Here is a 19,381-nt window from a genome sequence, read left to right as displayed (position 1 = left end):
ATTTTTCTTGATGGCTCGGGCTGGATAGTTAGGTGTAAGTAGTTTTTTGTTTTTTGTGGTGTTGGTTTTGTCTTAAGCAAGTCGCAAAAGGGATTTTGCGCGCTGAAGTGTAAATATTTGTTAGTTTAAGTATGGAAATGTTTGCTTTTGGGGTTTGGGTAATTGTCTTGGCTTCGCTCCTGAGGGTCATGTAGTGGGTGTATGTCTGCAAATGACCCGTTTGAGTGACTGGTTGATGAATTTTCAGGTTTTTATGGTAGAGATGCGCTTAGATGGATGAAATGATTCAGGACAGTAAGTTAAATACAGACGAACGCACCTCCCTGACTAACGCTGTGGATGTCGAATGTTCTACTCCGTCAAATAGCCCGGTAGCCATCGTTGGTTATGCCTTCAGATTTCCAGGAGATCTAGCCGATGATGCACAATTCTGGGAAGCACTCAAACAGAAATGTGACCTCGTTACTCAAGTGCCGACTGATCGTTGGGCCGTAAACGAGTTACAGCATGACAAACGTTCCGAGCCAGGACGCAGCATTACATTTTCTGCCGGAGTTTTGTCGCGTATTGATGAGTTTGATGCCGATTTCTTTGGAATTTCTCCGCGTGAGGCTGCGGTTCTGGATCCGCAGCAGCGGCTTTTACTGGAGCTGGCTTGGGAGTCGATGGAGCATGCCAAAATCCTTCCATCCGCACTTGCTGGTTCTGATTGTGCTGTATATGTGGGTATTTCCGGTTTTGATTATGGAATGAGAGGCCTGGATGACTTGGCTGTCATGACCTCTCATTCGATGACCGGCAATACGCTCAGTATTGCGGCTAATCGCATTTCTTATGTATTCGATTTACATGGCCCGTCGCTTGCAGTTGATACTGCCTGCTCATCTTCGCTGGTGGCATTGCACCAAGCCTGTAACAGCCTGCGTTCTGGGGAAGTTTCTACGGCGCTGGTGGGGGGGGTGAATCTCCTGCTGCACCCACATCCTTTTGTTGGTTTTACCAAAGCGTCCATGCTATCTGCTGATGGCCGTTGCAAAACATTTGATGATTCGGGTGATGGTTATGTCCGTTCCGAAGGCGGCGCAGTATTAATTCTGAAGCCGCTGGATGAGGCGTTGGCCGATGGCAACGATATCCACGCGGTGATTCTTGCCAGCGGTGTAAATGCCGATGGCGCGCGCAAAACCGGTATAACCATACCGAGCAGCGAAGGACAGGCTGAGTTGATGCGCGCTGTATTGGCTCGTAGCGGCCTGCGCGCAGATGATGTCGATTTTATTGAGGCGCATGGAACGGGCACTGCCATTGGCGATCCCATCGAGACCGAAGCGATATCCCGCGTTTACGGCCTGGCGCGCACCCGTGCCCTCCCCATTAGCTCAGTCAAGGCCAATCTTGGCCACCTTGAGCCAGCTTCTGGCATGGCTGGCTTGATCAAAACGATCCTGGCGCTCAAAAATCAGGCACTGCCAGCTGCGGTGCATCTGGAAAAACCAAATTCACGCATTGATTTCAAGGCGCTCAACCTGGAGTTGATCACCGAGTACAAATCTCTCGCGTCCGAGAATGGCAGACCGCTGGTCGCTGGGCTGAATTCCTTCGGCTTTGGCGGAGCCAATGCACATGTCTTGCTGCAAGGTTTTGCCGAGACACCTGTAAATTCCAGCGAGTATGCAGCGCCGATATTGCCGCCGCTTTTTCTCTCTGCGCGCTCGGATGCTGCCTTACAGGCTATGGCGCAGCGTTATGCAGATCTGCTGCAAGATAAAACGGCCAAAGATTATTATGACATTGCCCATGCGGCAGCCTTTGGTCGCGAATGCTTGGAGAAGCGTCTTGCCATCCAGCCCGAATCACTACATGACGTAGTAGAACAACTCAGTCAGTACGCGCAAAGCGAAGCGGCAAATGGGATTTACCGTGAGGATGCCTTACCGCAATGCGGCGAGCTTGCTTTCGTTTATTCCGGCAACGGTGCCCAATGGGTGGGAATGGGGCTGACTCTTCTGGAGAACTCCCCGCAGTTTGCTGCAATCATGACTGATCTGGATGCCGCGATGCAGCCTCAGGCGGGCTTCTCTTTGCTCGAGGAGCTTCGGGCGGTAGCTGGTAGCGCCAGGCTGGATGATACGACCGTTGCCCAGCCCTTGTTGTTTGCCATGCAAGTGGCACTCACCATGATGTTACGTGCGAAGGGTATCAAGCCGTTTGCCGTGGCTGGCCATAGCGTGGGTGAGATTGCCGCTGCGTGGGCCTCGGGCGCCTTTGATCTTACGCAGGCCATTCGCGTGATTTGCGCCAGAAGCCAGGCCCAGGGACTGATGCGAGGCCAGGGCCGCATGGCTGCACTGGGTATGTCCAGTGAGGCTGCGGATGCCCTTATCCGGCAAGTGGGTCGACTGGATGTGGAAATCGCCGGTATCAACAGTCCTGGCAATGTCACGCTATCTGGCAGCCTTCAGAGCTTGTTGCTCTTGCAGCAGGCCGTCGAGACCCAAGGAGTATTCTTCCGCTTGCTGGATCTGGATTATGCCTTCCACAGCAGTCAGATGGATCCGGTAGAGTCCGATCTTGCAGGGCGCCTCTTTGGTTTGAAAACCAGTCTTGCCTGCCAGTCTATTTTTGTCTCCACGGTGACCGGGGATGTGATGGATGGGAGCGGCCTTGATCAGCACTACTGGTGGCGCAATATCCGGGAACCTGTCCGTTTTTCTGCGGCAATAGAGAAGTTGGCAGGGCTGGGCTGTCGTGTTTTTGTCGAAATTGGCCCGCATGCCATTTTGCAGCGTTATATCGGCGAATGTCTGGCTTCCATTGATATCCAAGGGCGGGTTCTCCCGACGCTGCGGCGCAATGATGATGATATAGCCAGATTGCAGGAGGCTGCTTTGCGGGTGCAACTGCAACAGACGGCTCCCCAACTGCAGAGCTATTTCCCCGTAGCAGGTGAATATGTCAGTCTGCCAAGCTATCCATGGCAACGCGAACGCCACTGGATGCCGTGGACCAGTGAAGGTTTGCGTTCTATTGCGCGGCGACGTGTACACCCTTTGCTGGGGTGGCGTCTGCAGGATGCAGATCAGGCATGGGAAAACACGCTTGACCCGGTGGTGCTGCCTTGGCTGGCAGACCACAAAGTTGGCGGGGCTATTGTTTATCCGGGATCTGCCTATGCCGAGATGGCTCTGGCAGCAGCCCGTGAGTACTGCGGCGGAGAGCACTTCGTTGTCGAGCAACTCGATATTGTCGCTCCCATGGTTTTTGATGGTGAGCATGCTCGTAGCCTGCGTTTCACGTTGAATCCGCGTGATCATGGTTTTCAGATCAAGAGCCGTCAGCGACTGAGTGACGATGAATGGACAATCCATGCGGCTGGCCGGTTGCTTGCCGCTGTCGACAGGCTGCCGTCCGCCGGCATTGCCGCCCCGGCTCAATCCGCCATCACCCATGACAGGGAAACCCACTATCGACTGGCATCCCAGTTGGGGCTGGATTATGGCCCGGCTTTCCAGGGATTGTTGAATGCGCGTTTTGGTCAAGACCTGCTGGAGGCTCAAGTGGAGTTGCCGCCAGCGCTGTCACAGGACCAATATCTGCTGCACCCCGCCGTGCTGGACCTGTGTTTTCAGTCATTGGTGAATTTCATTGGCGATGCCGCCCGTGGCGTGCAGGGTGTTGCACTCCTACCAGTCAAGATGGGACGTATCGAGCGGTGCGCGCAAGGTGATGTTGCGTATTTCCGCGCCTTATTGCGCAGGAGAGGTACGCGTTCGGTCATGGTGGATTTCGAACTTTTCGATGCCTCGGGTCAATTGCTTGCCAAGGCTGCCGGCTGTCGTTTCCGTGCCGCGTATCTCAAGCGTAATACCCTGAATAAAGTGTCGAACTGGCGCATGTTGCCCTGGCTGACCCCTCACGCACAGGCTGACAATTTTTCGCATATGGCTTTGCCCGATGCGGTTTCATCGGCACTGCACGTACTTTGTCGTCTGGCTGATGAACGTCAGATCTGGTTCAAGCAAACCCTGCCTCTCAGTGAGGTACTGGTTCTTTCCTTTGCTTACGAAGCATTCCGGCAACTGGCGCAGCAGCGACCGGATGACTGGTTCCAGGCATTCAGCACACGACTTGCCACACCGTACGCGCGCTGGCTAGCCGATTTGCTGAGTGGTGAGGGCCTGTTGCGGCAGGAGGCAGGACGTTGGCATATCGAGAGTGCTGCCGATTTGCCTCCAGCGCAAGAGCTCTGGCAAACACTGCTGCGAGATACACCTGACTATCTGCCGCATCTTGCCCTGTTGGGTCGGGCCGGACGTGCCTTGCCAGGTTTGCTTGATGGCTCGCTGGATGCCGCAAAACTGCAAGAGGAATTGCAGCACTCTCCTGTGGCTGAGGTCCTGTATGGCGACGACCCTGCCTATCTGGGTGTACGGCATGCGCTGGAAGGTGTGATGGCCAGTCTGGCCGCCAGCAAGCCAGCGTCGCGTCGTTTGCGTGTGCTGGAATTGGCTGCCGGACACAGCGATCTGCCCAATGTACTGATCAGCTCATTGGCGGAAGATCAGTTTGATTATGTTCTGGCGCAGTCGGATGACGCTCTGCTTGCCAGACAGCAGGGTGAATATCACGATTGCCCCAATGTCACTGTGGCTACATTTGATAGGGCAACACTCAATCTGACTGCCAACCAGACCTTGCCTGATCGTTACGATGTGATTGTCCTGCGGCATGTATTGCATAGGGGAAACGATGCGCGTGCAGCACTGGCACAGTTTGACCAGTTGCTTGCCTGCGGTGGCGTATTGGTGCTGGCCGAGCGCCATCCGGACTGGTGCGCCAGTTTGCTGGAAGGGTTGAATCCGGCTTGGTGGCACGATTCGCAGGGAGAGGCTGCAGTACCGCATGCGGCACTGCAGCCTCCGGAAGTCTGGTCACAGGCAATGATCGAGGCTGGCTATGTCGATGTCGAAACCGTCATCGAGCCCGCTGCGGAGGCGCTAGCTGAGGGGGCATATTTACTGCTGGGCCGTCGCAGCGAGGTCAGCCGCCTGCCCTTAACCACCCTGTCGCCGGCATCTTGGTTGCTGCTCGCAGATGCCTCCTCTGCCGAGATGGCAGAGCGGCTGCGGCTGCAACTGGAAAGTGCTGGTCAGCAAGTTGTCATTGCCCGTGAAGCAAATGACATGAGTGGCCATGTGCCAGACCATATTGTCCACTTGCTGGCTTGGGATGATGCCGTCGAGCATGCTGCGGTTGCCGTCAGCAAATTGCATGAGCTGGTGTGCCTACTGGAGTCGGTAGGTAGCAGGACTCCACAGCTGAGCCTGGTTTCGTGCGGAGGTGGTTTGCTGGATGGCCTGAGCGATGGCCCGCAGTCCAATCCGGTTCAATCTGCGCTGTGGGGTTATGCCCGCGTTGTGATGAATGAATGTCCACAGCTGTCTTGCCGAGTCATCGATTTGCACTGTGATCCGGCAGAGCCGCACTTGGCACGACGCTTGGCTAACGAATTGCTCTATTCGGAAGGCATTAATGAGGTGGTGTTGACCTCCGATGCGCGCTACTGCCCAATGCTAACAGAGTGCGAGGAGGCATCCAGCGTTTCAGCGGCACCTGATGCGCGCTACCGCCTGGATTTCCATGTGCCAGGAAAATTGAGCAATCTGCTTTGGCTACCGCAAGACGAGCAGGGCTTGCAGGAGCATCAGGTAGAGGTGGAAACCCGCGCAACCGGCTTGAACTTCCGTGATGTCATGTACTTGATGGGTCTGCTTCCCGACGAAGCCGTCGAGAAGGGTTTTGCTGGTGCCAGCCTGGGGCTTGAGTTTTCTGGTGTAGTCACCCGGGCAGGAAGCAAGGTCAGTACATTGTCGCCGGGTGATGCCGTCATGGGCTTTGGTGCTTCCTGCTTTGCCAGCCATGTTGTCACAAGAGCAGATGCGCTGGAGCGTATTCCACAAGGATGGAGCTTTGAAGCGGCCGCTACGGTGCCTACGGTATTCCTTACCGTGTATTACGCACTCAAAAAACTGGCAGACCTGCAAGCAGGCGAACGCGTACTGATTCACGGTGCAGCCGGTGGTGTCGGGATTGCGGCCATCCAGTTGGCACGTCGCCTGGGTGCCGAGGTATTCGCGACTGCTGGCAGCGATGAAAAACGAGACTTTGTTGCCTTGCTGGGTGCCGATCATGTGTTTGATTCCCGCAGTCTGTCATTTGCCGACGATGTATTGGCGGTAACTAGCGGGGAGGGCGTCGACGTCGTACTCAACTCGCTGGCAGGTGAAGCCATGCGGCGCAGTCTTGATGTACTCAAACCATTTGGCCGTTTCCTCGAACTGGGCAAGCGTGATTTCTTTGAGAATACGCCGATCGGCCTGAGGGTTTTCAAGGACAACATCAGCTATTTCGGTATCGATGCGGATCAACTGCTGACCGGGCGGCCTGCTTTTGCAGCACAGGTTTTCCGTGAAGTCATGGCCTTGTTCCACGAGCAGGCACTGACGCCATTGCCTTATCGGAGCCTACCGGCCAGCCGCGTTGTTGATGCTTTCCGCGTGATGCAGCAGGCAAGGCATATCGGCAAAATCGTGGTCTCGCAGAACGGTAGCCGGCCTGCCATCTCCCTGCCACCTGTGCCGGCTGCCACATTCCACATTGCGCCGGATGTGAGCTGGCTGGTATCTGGCGGGACCTCTGGTTTTGGTCTGGAGTCAGCCCGTTGGTTGGCTGCGCGTGGGGCACGAAGCCTGGTATTGGTTGGCCGCCGTGGTCTGGATACCCCGGGTATAAACGATGCACTAAGAAGCTTGCAGGCTCTTGGGGTCCAGGTTTCGGTACGTGCCTGCGACTTGACCGATCGGCAGGCTGTTACCGCCTTGGTGGAGGATATCCAGCGCACTCTGCCACCCCTGGCGGGCGTTTTGCATGCTGCGGCCGTCTTTGACGACAAACTCATCGGTAATCTTGATACGCAGAGTATTCAGTCGGTTTTGAATACCAAATTGCTGGGTGCATGGCATTTGCATCAGGCAACGTTGCCTCTTACCTCACTAAAGCATTTTGTTCTGTACTCCTCGGTCACCACCGCGATTGGTAATCCGGGGCAAGCCAACTATGTGGCTGCCAATGCCGGCCTGGAAGGCTTGGTGGCAATGCGCCGACGCATGGGCTTGCCAGCGATTGCCATTGCGTGGGGACCGATTGCAGATGCTGGCTACCTGAATCGACATCAGACGGTAAAGGATGGACTGGAGCAGCGTTTGGGTCGTGCGGCCCTGACCACAGCAACGGCTCTATCACAGCTGGACCGGGCTCTGGCCGAGAATAATGCGCTCTTTATCCCGGCCAACTTCGACTGGAACGTACTGGCACAGCTGCTGCCGGGCTCTTCCAGTAATCGCTTCAGCATTCTTAATCTCAATCGACAGGATGCCGGCCACGGTGGTGAGTCAATCGACATTCGAGCCCTGATCGCCGGCAAGTCGCCGGCAGAGGTCGAGGTGGTGATACGCGACCTGGTAGTGCAGGAAGTGGCCAATATCCTGTGCATCGGTGCTGATCGTATCGAGCACAACCGTTCACTCCATGACTTGGGTATGGACTCGCTGATGGCCGTGGAATTAGCCATGGGGCTTGAGCAGCGTTTTGGCGTTCAGCTGCCCGTGATGATGCTTAACGACTCTCCTACTGCCAACAATGTGACCGCCCGCATCATGGAAAAGCTGCTGGCTGCGGAAGATTCCGGGTCCGAGGATATGGCGGATGTCGTTGCAGGGCTTGCACGCCAGCACGGTGAAGGTCTGAGCCAGGACGATGTGCAGCAGTTAAATGAAGAGGCGCGCAAGTTGGCGCAGTCGGGGACCAGTTTGATCTTATGAGCAATGAACTCGTACAAAAATCCAAAATACAGCTGATCGATCGTATTTTGGGCAAGAAAGCCAGCAGCAGGGGGCCAGGTCTTCCGATAGAGCGGAAAGCGGGCAGTGTTGCCATCCCGGAAGCACATACCCGTTTTGATCGCCATCCTGCTTATGAGCAGATGCTGGTACCCAAAGCTGCGGCAGACAAGCTGGGTCTGGACAATCCCTTTTTCAAGGTGCACGAGGCCGTCGCTGGCGCGACCACGCGTATTGGGGGGGCCGAGTATCTCAACTTCTCCAGCTACAACTATTTGGGACTGGCCGGACACCCGGAGGTAAACCGGGCTGCCAAACAAGCCATCGATCACTATGGCACTTCTGCATCAGCCAGCAGGCTGGTGGCTGGGGAAAGACCGATTCAGCGAGAGCTGGAGCAGGAGCTGGCCCGGCTCTATGACGTGGAGGACTGCGTTGTATTCGTCAGTGGTCATGCCACCAATGTCAGCACGATTGGCTACCTGTTTGGACCCAAGGACCTGATCATTCATGACAGCCTGATTCATAACAGCATCTTGCAGGGCATTCAGTTATCTGGTGCTGCCCGCCGGTCGTTTCCACACAATGATATCGCCGTGCTTGAACAGATTCTGCTTGATATCCGGCCACAGTTTGAGCGGGTGCTCATTGTGGTTGAGGGACTGTACAGCATGGATGGCGATTTTCCTGATCTACCCCGGCTGATTGAAATCAAGCGGCGCCACAAAGCATTCCTGATGGTGGACGAAGCCCATGCTCTGGGTGTTCTTGGCAAAACCGGCAGAGGCATCCATGAGCACTTTGGCGTAGCAGGCAAGGATGTTGATATCTGGATGGGTACGCTCAGCAAAACCCTGGCCAGCTGTGGCGGCTATATCGCAGGGGAGCGGGCATTGGTCGAGCACCTCAAATATGCGGCACCGGGCTTTGTCTACAGTGTCGGCTTGTCGCCGGTACTGGCGGCAGCTTCGCTGGAGGCTCTGCGTGTCATGCAGCGCGAACCCGAGCGCGTCAGTGCATTAAGGGAGCGCGGACAGCAGTTGCTGGGCAATCTGCAACAGCGAGGCATCAACACCGGTTTCGCCGTAGGGTATGCCATTGTGCCCATCATCATCGGCAGCTCGATCAAGGCGGTTCGCTTGTCAAACCAGCTGTTTCACCAGGGCATCAATGTCCAGCCCATTGTTTATCCGGCAGTGGAGGAAAAAGCAGCACGGCTAAGGTTTTTCCTTTCCGCATTGCATAGCGAGCAGGATATTGAATCAGTTTGTCAGACCATCTCCAAATTGGTGTGACAGTCAGTTATTGGAACGAACAACATCATGCATAGCGTTAATCAACTTATCCGCCGTCCTGCCACTTTGCTGAGTGTGGCAATACTCTGTTCATTGAGTGCCTGTGGAACATTTCCTGGCTGGATTTCTGCAAGTGGCCCAAGTCGTGAACAGGTCCAGAGCCCGCGTGATACCAAGCGGATAGAAGGAATCAAGCTGGTCGATGTGGATGATGCGCTCACCAAGAAGCTGGCTGCGGCCAAGCAGGTGGGCCGTTTTTCTGATGTGTTTCCCAGCAAGTCTTCCAATAATTACCTGATCGGGCCGGGTGACATCATCGAGGTTTCCATCTGGGAGGCTCAGCCAGCCATGTTGTTTGGTGGTGTTTCACTGGATGCCAAGTCCGCTGCATCCACTTCACAGGCAGTGACCTTGCCAGACCAGATGGTGTCTCCTGAAGGCATGATCAGTATTCCATTTGCCGGCAAGGTGGCGGTAAAAGGACGCACGATAGATCAAATCGGCGATGACATTACCAAACGACTACACGGCAAGGCCAATCGTCCCCAGGTACTGGTACGAGTAGCCAAGAACAACACGTCAAACGTCACTGTGGTGGGTGATGTATCAACCAGTGCAACCTTGGCGCTGACGCCCAAGGGAGAACGCCTGATTGATGCCCTGGCACTGGCCGGAGGTGTCAAGCAACCGATCAGTCGCATGGCTATCCAGCTATCCCGTGGTGATGTAACCACCACCATGGCGCTGGACTCCATCATTCGTGATCCCAAGCAGAACATCATGCTCAAACCCGGTGATGTGGTCACTGCCTTGTACCAGCCGCTCAGCTTTTCCGTATTGGGTGCAACCGGCAAAAATGACGAAATACCGTTTGAAGCACAGGGTATTTCTCTGGCCCAGGCGCTGGCTCGCTCTGGTGGTTTGAGCGACGGGCGTGCGGATGCGCGTGGCGTATTCATTTTCCGGTTTGAAGACCCAAAACTGCTGGCAGGCAATCCAACTCCGCAAAACATGGTCAATGGCCTGGTTCCCGTGGTTTATCAGGTGGACTTGCGTGACCCCGCCTCATTCTTTGTGACACAGAATTTCCCCATTCAGAATCGTGACGTTCTTTATGTCACCAATTCTCCAGTGGCAGAGTTCCAGAAGTTTCTTTCTCTGGTTATTTCTGTCGCCGTGCCCAGTGTGTCGCTCAACAATTCAATCAAATGAGCAAAATGATGTTATCCCCGATGTGTGATATCAGGTGGCGATATGGCTGAGCCCAGAAACCCGCTGGCAATTACTCTTGATGTCTGGCGTGCCATTTTCCTGCGCGAGGCATTGGACCGCTTGTTTGACATGCGTGCAGCCTGGTTCTGGCTGCTGATGGAGCCGGTGATGCATATCGGCTTTATCACCGCATTGTTTACCGTAGTGCGCCTGCATCGCATCGCCGGGGCAGATACTACGGTATGGATTATTGTCGGCATGCTGGCATTTTTCCTGTTTCGCCGTACGGGTATTCAGGTGATGTACGCTGTGGATTGTAATAGCCCGATGTTTGCATATCGCCAGGTCCGTCCATTTGATACTGCTATTGTGCGTGGTGGGCTGGAAGGTTTCTTGATGGTATTGGTTTCAGCCATCATTTTGCTGGCTGCGGCCTTGCTTGGGCATGATGTCATCCCGGCAAACCTGATTCAGATTGTGGTAGCACTGCTGGGGTTATGGCTGTTCGGTGTGGGGTATGGGCTGATTTCGTCGGTACTTATGGCACTCGTGCCAGAAACCGAGCATATCCTCAAGATATTGATGATGCCGCTCTATCTTATTTCCGGTGTCATCATGCCAGTAGGATCAATCCCGCAGCCCTATCAGGATTGGTTGATGTTAAATCCAATTGCCCATGGCCTCGAATTGGTAAGACAGGCTTATTCGCCGTATTACCATGCAGCGCCTAGCACCAGCATGGCGTATCTATATGGCTGGGCCCTGGTCAGCATATTGTTTGGACTAATGCTGTACCGGCGCTTTGATTTAAAGCTGGTGACGCAATGATTATTGTTAACGACGTACACAAACGTTATAAAACTGAGCACGGCATGGGGAAGTGGGTGCTGCAAGGCGTCAATTTCACCATTCCCCGCCATTTGAATGTTGGCCTTATCGGTAAAAATGGTGCGGGGAAATCCACGCTGTTGCGCATGATCGGCGGCGCCGATCATCCCACCAAGGGCTGCATCGAGCGTCGCTGCAAGGTTTCGTGGCCTATGGGGCAGGGCGGGCTGGAGGGCACCCTAAGCGGGCGACAAAACGCTAAATTTGTCTGCCGTGTTCATGGGCACCAGGCCGATCTGGCAGACCGATTAGCATTTATCCAGGATTTTTCCGAACTGGGTGCCGCATTTGATGAACCCGTCAGTACCTATTCCTCCGGTATGCGCTCCCGTCTGCAGTTTGGTTTGTCGCTGGCTTTCGATTTTGATGTTTATATCTCAGACGAAGTTACAGCAGCCGGCGATGCCGCATTCAGACAGAAGGCAGCTAATGCTTTCAAGTCCATGACTTCTCAGGCCGGCCTGATCATGGTTGCCCATGATGAAGGCACCCTCAGGGATTTTTGCCAGGCAGGTGTCTGGATTCATGATGGCAAGGCACATTGGTTCGATGATATCGAAGATGCGCTGAAGGCCTATCGAGATACCTTGCCCAAATGATACATCACCCTAATTCAAGCAATGAAAAGAAACTGACTGGTATGGGAAAACTATTTAATAGTATTCGCAGTGATTTATTTTCGATCAGAATATTCAGCCGCCTGATTCAGCTGGTATTCATTCTGGCCGTATTGATTTGTGGCTATTGGTTGATTATTGCCTCGGATCGCTACGAATCCAGTGCCAGCATGATCATTCGAAAAACGGATTCGCTCACCCAGCAAAGTGTAGACCTGCCCTTGCTGATTTCGGGGGTGTCGTCGGCCAGCCGGCCAGACCAGCTATTGCTGCGGGAATATCTATTGTCTGTGGATATGCTGAAAAAACTGGATAAAAAACTAAAGCTGCGTCGCCATTATAGTGATAGCCGGTACGATATATTTTCCCGGCTGTGGCAAGAAGACACGCCGATGGAGCTGTTTCAGCGCTATTTCGAAAAGCGGGTGAGTGTCGATTATGACGAGTTTGCCGGTGTGCTGCGCGTAAAAGTGCAAGCCTACGATGCGAGAACCGCACAGGCAATTGCTGCCGCAATGGTTGCTGAGGGCGAAAGGTATATGAACCAGCTGGGCCATGAAATGGCCGAGACGCAGGTTAATTATCTGGTCAATCAGGTTCATATTTCACAGCAGCGTTCACAGCAGGCTAATCAACTACTGGTGGAATACCAGAACAAAAAGGGCTTGCTCTCTCCCCAGGCGACGGCGGAAAGCATCAGTAGCATTATTTCCGGACTGGAAAGCCAGCGTGCCCAATTGCAAACCCAATTGGCCACCTTGCCCAAGTCGCTGGATGCGGATCACCCCAATCTGGTCATGCTCCGACAGGCTATCAGTTCGGTGAACAGCCAGATCGCTCAGGAAAAAGCACGTTTGGCAAACCCTTCAGGCAAAACGTTGAACGTTTCCATGGAAGAGTTCCATCGTCTGCAGATGGACGCAGCCTTCAAACAGGATGTGTACAAGTCGTCGCTGGCAGCCCTGGAAAAGGGGCGTTTCGATGCAGCACGCATGCTGGACAAGGTTTCTGTATTGCAATCCCCAAGCCTGCCGGAGTTTCCGCTTGAACCGCGCCGCCTTTACAACATTCTGGCTACCTTGATCATCGCCGCCATGCTGGCAGGCACGCTCAAGTTGTTGGAAGGCATTGTGCTGGACCACCTAGATTGATGACTTCCTGAGAACCTCCATGCAAAAAATTCAGAATCTGAGCAAGTCTGGGCCAGCTACCGTCGAGAGTCAGTCGCAAGCCTTGGCTGATGAAAACAAAATGCTTATCGAACAGTTGCATCTGGTACAGGAAGAGCTGGAGCGGTTGCATCAGGCTAATGATGCAACTGTGGGAATCTTGCCATCTGGCCAGAAATTGCTTTGGGTGGATGAGGAAATGCCAGATGTCCTGGCAGAAAACATGCGCTTGCAAACCAAGCTGGAAGTGCTGGCACAGCTGTATCAGTGCGAAAGCGCAGGTGGCCTTAACCGCAAGCTGGGGACACTGTTGATCCAGAGCGTAGATCGCCCTGCCAGCCTGTGGTCCTTGCCCGGCAAGCTGTGGAGAGTATGGCGCTCTTATCACAAGCAGCCACCGGCAGCATTGGGGGGCAAGAGTTTTGGCAAGGTGGTGGAGGCCTGGGGGGCCGGAGGCCTGCCTGCGGTAGAGGCTTTGCTGGAAAAATCGGCAAGCTCACCATTGATCCAGGCTAATGCCTATACCGCCCTGGCACGCAGCCTGGTAAACAAGGACAGTCGCCATGCAGCCGAGTTTTCGCGCCGCGCTTATGCACTGGATCCCAAACCCTACCGCTTGAAATGGTTGGCCTTTCGGCTGCACGAAGCCGGTGAGCTTGCAGAAGCTGAAGCTATGCTGGAAGCATTGCCCACCGATATCCAGATCAGCGAGTCTGAGGCCAAGCAAATCCGCCAGGTAAGACATGAGGCCGAATACTGGCGCAAGTTGCAGGCGAAGCGGCAAACCGGTTATGCCGAAAAGCGGGCCACAGTAGAGGCAACGATCAGGCAATTGACTGAGCAGTCTGCCGCACAAGGACAACAGCTGGAAGCCAGTCAGCGAGAAATCACACAACTCAAGCGGGAACAGGCCCAGTGGCAACAGGATGCTGACAGTTGGCAGCAGCGATTCCAGCAGCAGCAGGCCGCACTTGCCGAGAGCCAAAGTGAACTGGCGCTCATTAGCCAAAATGGTTTGACCCTGAAGCAGGAAAACTCCCAACTGCAAGAAGAGCAACATCTGCTGCTTGCTCAAGTGCACCAACTGCAAGAGGCTGCAGAAAACCATCATCGGCAGGTTGTTGCGGTTGAGCAGGAAAAAGCATTGCTTTTGGCCCAGTGTGACGAGTACAGCCGTCGCGCAAAGGCTTTGGAGCATGAGCGTGAGAGCCTGTTCAAGCAGTTAGCCACAGCCGAACTGAAGCAGGCTGAGCAGCTGCAATCTGGTCAGACTGCCTTGGCGGCTCTGCAGGCTGAACTGGAAACAACGCAAGCCGAGCGTGCTGCCTACGCTTCCGAGCAAGCTCGCGCCATCGACGCCTTGCAGCAAGTAAATGCAGTTCTGGAACAGGACAAGCATGCGCAGGCTGCACAGCTGGCCGCGCTGCAGTCCGAACTGAACACGGTACAAGCCGAGCGTGCTGCCTACGCTTCCGAGCAAGCTCGCGCCATCGACGCTTTGCAGCAAGTAAATGCAGTCCTGGAACAGGACAAGCATGCGCAGACTGAACAGCTGACCGCGCTGCAGTCCGAACTGAACAGGCTACAAGCTGAACGTGTTGCCTATGCCCTAGAGCAGGCTCGCGCCATCGACGCTTTGCAGCAAGTGAATGCAGTCCTGGAACAGGACAAGCATGCGCAGGCTGAACAGCTGGCCGCGCTGCAGACTGAGCTGAGTACAGTTCAAGCTGAGCGTCAGACATTTGCCGCCCAGCAACGTAATGCCATCGAAGCATTACAGCAAGCCAAGGCCAAGCTGGAAGCCGATATTGCAGGTCTTGCTGCGCGCAGTGACGATCAATCCAAATTACTCAATGAGCGCAACAAGCGTATCAGCGAGCTGGAAGTGCAGATCCAGCAACGTCAGGAATCTGAGGCTGAGTTGATCGTTCGCCAGCAACACATGCAGGAAGAGCTGGTCCGTGCAGAGGCGCAGCTTGATCTGATCAAGGTAATGGTCCTGAAGGAGGAGGGGCTGTGACCGCGGCAGAAGGCAAGGGGCTAAATAGCGCATTACATGACGGCTTGGATGAGCAACTGCACAGAGACTCACCACAATCACTGGTTCCCTTTGACGAACATCTGGTCGAACGTGCCCGTAGTCAATGGCAGTTTGGCGACTGGGAAAGCCTGACAGCCATCCTGTTCGACACCATCCAGCACCACCCTGATCGGGCAAAGCTGGCGCTGTTTGTGGCCGCTGGGCATTTGCAAAGCGGCAATGTGCATGAGGCTCAGCAGTTGCTGCGTTTTGCCACCCGTTGGGGCGCGAGCAAAACCAACCTGGCCCGAATCCTGATTGCCGGGGTACACAACAGCCTGGGACGTGCATCAGCGCTGACCGGACAGCAAGTGCGCATGCTCAAGCACTTCGAGTCATCGGTAGGAGTGGGTACGCCGGGAGCCGATATCCGGCTGCTGGCCAAGGCTCGCCAGAACGAGCAGCTAGCGCAAATCGATGTCGTCGCCAAACTGCTTGCCGTTCCGGCATCTGCACCTACCGGCACGGCACAGATTACTAGCCAAACCGTCAGCAAGTCTGAATATTGCCTCAGCCTGACATTCCGTCTGGACAATGCCGCAACCATAAGCGTGGGGTTTAACAGCAACAAGCCAGACCGGGTGAACGCCAAACCTGAACTGCTGGAATACAAAACCGAAAACAATGCGCCTATGTATTTGGTCAGCAATGGCAATGGCAATTTTGAAAAGCCTCCACAGGAACAACAACTCATACTGCCGGCAGATACCGCCTATTTGCTCAGTGGGACTATCGCGCAGCAAGGTAATAACAAGCCCGTGGTTTGGTTGTTTCAATACGCCGGTGGCAAGCGGGAAGATTCCCAATCTGTTCCGGTAACTAACGGCCGTTTTCGACTGGCATTCCGCACACTTCCTCATGTTGAAGCGCTTGCAATTGGTATTCGGCTGGCTGGAGAGGGAAGTATTGATCTGAAAAAGACTGTATTTACCCTGAAAGAACAGGATAACGAAGAACTGATTGCATTTTTTGAAGAAAAAATCAGCAAACTGGAAAATTCCAGCAGAAACAGTGTTGAAAACTCCATGCGTCAGCTGGAGGCCTGTATCCGCTTACAGCATTATCTGGGCGACGAAACAATTTTGCCTGATATGCATAAATGGCCAATTAGCCCAGACTTCGGCGTCCTGCTGATCAACCTGATTGAACAGAATGCCTATGACGGCATTATCGAGTTCGGTTCCGGTACTTCATCCCTGATCGTGGCCAAAGCACTGGAGCGTGCTGCACGGCGCCAGGATGGCTCCGTAGTTAGCCTGCTGACTTTTGATCACCTTGATGAATACGCAGGTAAAACCCGCAAGCTGATTACCCAGTCTGGTTTACAACGCTACGCCAATGTAGTACTGGCCCCACTGGAAAGCTGGCAATCCAAGGGGGATGAGCCCTTTGCATATTATTCCTGTGGTGCAGCCATCCGCAATTACCGGCAGGAAATGGGGGATTCAATGCGCCGGATACTGGTGATCGTTGATGGCCCGCCATCTGCCGTGGGCAAGCATGCGCGTTATCCAGCCTTGCCTCAGGTTCTCGCAAGCTGTGGTGAAAATGATCGTGTCGATTTTCTGATGGATGATTATTTGCGGCAGGAAGAGCAAGAAATAGTCAGACGTTGGATGACCCTATTGGATGAGAGAAAAATAAAATACCAGCATATCGAATTCAATCATCTTGAGAAAAAAGCCTGCCTGTTACGGTTAAATTTTGAAAATGCAGAGAAATAATATGAGTGAAGCAAAATTAAAGGTTTTGGCGGTATTTGGTACGCGCCCGGAAGCGATCAAGATGGCGCCTGTTGTCAAGGCACTATCGGCAGACCCATTTTTTGAAGCCAAGGTTTGCGTAACCGCCCAGCATCGGGAAATGCTGGACCAAGTACTGGAAATATTCTCCATCCAGCCGGATTTCGATCTCAACCTGATGAAACCGGGGCAGGACCTGAGCGATATCACCTGCAATGTCTTGCTTGGCATGCGCACCATTTACCAGCAGTGGAAGCCGGACATCATCCTGGTACATGGCGACACCACCACCACACTGGCCGCCAGTCTGTCCGCCTATTACGCCAAAATTCCAGTTGCACATGTGGAAGCCGGACTGCGTACACATGACAAATATTCACCCTGGCCGGAAGAAATGAACCGCTGCATTGCCGGTACAGTAGCTGACATTCATTTTGCACCCACCCAACAAGCACATGCCAATCTACTGCGCGAAGGCGTGGATGCCGCCAGCATTCATATTACCGGCAATACAGTAATCGACTCCTTGCTGGACGTGGCCGAGCGGGTAAAAAGCGATAACCGTGTCAGTGCCGATATGGCTAGCCGTTTTGATTTCCTGCAATCAGACAAAAGCATCATTCTGGTTACCGGACATCGCCGCGAGAATTTTGGTTCCGGTTTTGAAAACATCTGTCATGCCCTACGTGAAATTGCAGGACGAGGTGATGTGCAGGTGGTTTTCCCGGTGCATCTTAATCCGAATGTCCAGCAGCCTGTGCAGCGCATTTTGTCTGGTGTACGCGGTTTGCACCTGATTCCACCGCAAGACTATCTACCCTTTGTCTACCTGATGCAGCGTTGCCAGTTAGTGATTACCGATTCCGGCGGTGTCCAGGAAGAAGCCCCCTCGCTGGGTAAGCCAGTGCTGGTGATGCGCGACACCACAGAACGCCCGGAGGCGGTCGAAGCCGGAACGGTCAAATTGGTTGGCACAGACTGTAACACCATCATTCGCGAAGCATGCCACCTGCTGGACAATCAGGACGCCTATCTGCATATGTCGCGCGGCCATAATCCCTATGGAGATGGCCTGGCCGCCATGCGAATAAAGGACATCCTGAAGTCTTATACAGGTGCGGCATAAGTAAGCCGACACACCGCTTTTCCATTCGCTTGACCGCGAACACCCTATTGTCATTGTAAAAATAAATTTTGGATTAGTTTCATGTTTAATACCATTTCCATGATCGGTTTGGGCTATATCGGCTTGCCGACGGCCACGTTGTTTGCCTCTAGAAAAAAACATGTCATCGGTGTTGATATCAATCAGCATGCGGTCGATACCATCAATCAGGGCAAGATTCATATTGTCGAACCAGAACTCGATATTCTGGTACATGCAGCCGTTGCAGAAGGCTATCTGCGCGCCACTACACGGCCAGAGCCTGCGGATGCCTTCCTGATCGCCGTGCCAACCCCCTTCATGGATGAGCACAAGGCAGATTTGCGCTATATCGAAGCGGCTGCGCACGCACTGGCGCCGGTATTGCAAAAGGGTAATCTGGTAATTCTCGAGTCAACCTCGCCGGTGGGGGCGACTGAGAAACTGGCTGCCTGGCTGGCGGCTGCCCGCACTGACCTAAGCTTCCCACAGCAAGCCGGCGAAGAGGCCGACATCCAGATTGCCTATTGTCCGGAACGCGTACTGCCGGGCCGCGTGGTGCATGAGTTGGTTAGTAACGACCGGGTAATCGGTGGGATGACCAAGGCAGCCTCCGCCATGGCTATCGCGCTGTACAAAACTTTTGTCGAAGGTGCACTGGTAGCCACCAATGCCCGTACCGCAGAAATGTGCAAGCTGACAGAGAATAGCTTCCGCGATGTCAATATCGCCTTTGCCAACGAACTCTCACTGATTTGCGACAAGCTGGATATCAATGTGTGGGAGCTGATTCAACTGGCCAACCGCCACCCACGCGTCAATATCCTGCAGCCCGGAGCGGGTGTCGGCGGCCACTGCATTGCAGTTGACCCATGGTTTATTGTAGATACCACACCAGAACAGGCACGTATTATTCGTACTGCGCGTGAAGTGAATGATGGAAAGCCGGAATGGGTTGTTGCAAAAATAAAAAGCGTAATTGGTGATGTTCTACGAAAAAAACCAGGCATGACGATGGCTGATATCAGCATTGCGTGCCTTGGACTTGCTTTCAAGCCGGATATCGATGATTTGCGCGAAAGCCCTGCGGTGGAAATTACCGGTAAGCTTGGCCAGCTTTTCAGCCAGCTGTTGGTGGTGGAGCCAAATATTGAGAGCCTGCCCGTTTCATTGCAACAGCCAAATATCAGCCTAGTTTCACTGGACGAGGCTCTGGCGAGAGCTGATGTAATTTGCGTACTGGTCAAACACCGGGAATTTACTGCAGCCAAACAAGTAATCGGCAATCACGCCAGCCTGTTGGATGTTGTAGGTTTGTTTGCCTAGTATTGAAGGG

Annotated in this window: 10 protein-coding genes; all 10 read left to right on the top strand. The window is 54.0% G+C overall.

All coding sequences use genetic code 11. From position 1 onward, the window contains the following. Nucleotides 1-272 precede the first annotated feature (272 nt). The 10 genes from ACODR9_RS13270 (at nucleotide 273) to wecC (ending at nucleotide 19,371) form a co-directional block, all read left to right on the top strand. Nucleotides 273-7,880: an SDR family NAD(P)-dependent oxidoreductase gene (locus ACODR9_RS13270; RefSeq protein ID WP_488809822.1), complete on the top strand. Its 7,608-nt coding sequence runs from the start codon at nucleotides 273-275 to the stop codon at nucleotides 7,878-7,880. After that, nucleotides 7,877-9,193, top strand: coding sequence for an aminotransferase class I/II-fold pyridoxal phosphate-dependent enzyme (locus ACODR9_RS13265; protein ID WP_488809821.1), 1,317 nt, complete (start codon nucleotides 7,877-7,879; stop codon nucleotides 9,191-9,193). The genes ACODR9_RS13270 and ACODR9_RS13265 overlap by 4 nt, the downstream gene beginning before the upstream one ends. 27 nt (nucleotides 9,194-9,220) lie before the next feature. Continuing rightward, complete coding sequence (locus tag ACODR9_RS13260; protein ID WP_488809819.1) at nucleotides 9,221-10,405, top strand: polysaccharide biosynthesis/export family protein; 1,185 nt, start codon at nucleotides 9,221-9,223, stop codon at nucleotides 10,403-10,405. 42 nt (nucleotides 10,406-10,447) lie between these two features. Then, the gene (locus tag ACODR9_RS13255) at nucleotides 10,448-11,233 is read left to right on the top strand and encodes an ABC transporter permease (RefSeq protein WP_488809817.1); all 786 of its coding nucleotides are present in this window, start codon (nucleotides 10,448-10,450) and stop codon (nucleotides 11,231-11,233) included. Then, entirely contained in the window at nucleotides 11,230-11,892 is a 663-nt protein-coding gene (locus ACODR9_RS13250) for an ABC transporter ATP-binding protein (protein ID WP_488809816.1), read from the top strand. The genes ACODR9_RS13255 and ACODR9_RS13250 overlap by 4 nt, the downstream gene beginning before the upstream one ends. Nucleotides 11,893-11,933: 41 nt before the next feature. Continuing rightward, nucleotides 11,934-13,061: a KpsE/RkpR family capsule polysaccharide export protein gene (locus ACODR9_RS13245; protein WP_488809815.1), complete on the top strand. Its 1,128-nt coding sequence runs from the start codon at nucleotides 11,934-11,936 to the stop codon at nucleotides 13,059-13,061. Between the two features lie 19 nt (nucleotides 13,062-13,080). Next, the gene (locus tag ACODR9_RS13240; RefSeq protein WP_488809813.1) at nucleotides 13,081-15,099 is read left to right on the top strand and encodes a coiled-coil domain-containing protein; all 2,019 of its coding nucleotides are present in this window, start codon (nucleotides 13,081-13,083) and stop codon (nucleotides 15,097-15,099) included. Further along, on the top strand, nucleotides 15,096-16,883 hold the full coding sequence (locus ACODR9_RS13235) for a hypothetical protein (RefSeq protein WP_488809811.1): 1,788 nt from the start codon (nucleotides 15,096-15,098) through the stop codon (nucleotides 16,881-16,883). Before ACODR9_RS13240 ends, ACODR9_RS13235 begins: the two co-directional genes overlap by 4 nt. After that, nucleotides 16,870-18,027 (top strand): non-hydrolyzing UDP-N-acetylglucosamine 2-epimerase, encoded by a 1,158-nt coding sequence (wecB, locus tag ACODR9_RS13230; RefSeq protein WP_488809810.1) that lies wholly within the window; start codon nucleotides 16,870-16,872, stop codon nucleotides 18,025-18,027. Before ACODR9_RS13235 ends, wecB begins: the two co-directional genes overlap by 14 nt. An 81-nt stretch (nucleotides 18,028-18,108) precedes the next feature. Continuing rightward, on the top strand, nucleotides 18,109-19,371 hold the full coding sequence (gene wecC, locus ACODR9_RS13225; protein WP_488809809.1) for a UDP-N-acetyl-D-mannosamine dehydrogenase: 1,263 nt from the start codon (nucleotides 18,109-18,111) through the stop codon (nucleotides 19,369-19,371). Nucleotides 19,372-19,381 lie beyond the last annotated feature (10 nt).

Source organism: Aquitalea sp. FG25 (genome assembly GCF_057809375.1).
The sequence above is the reverse complement of the archived record's forward strand: the minus strand, read 5'-3'. Positions and strand labels throughout refer to the sequence as shown.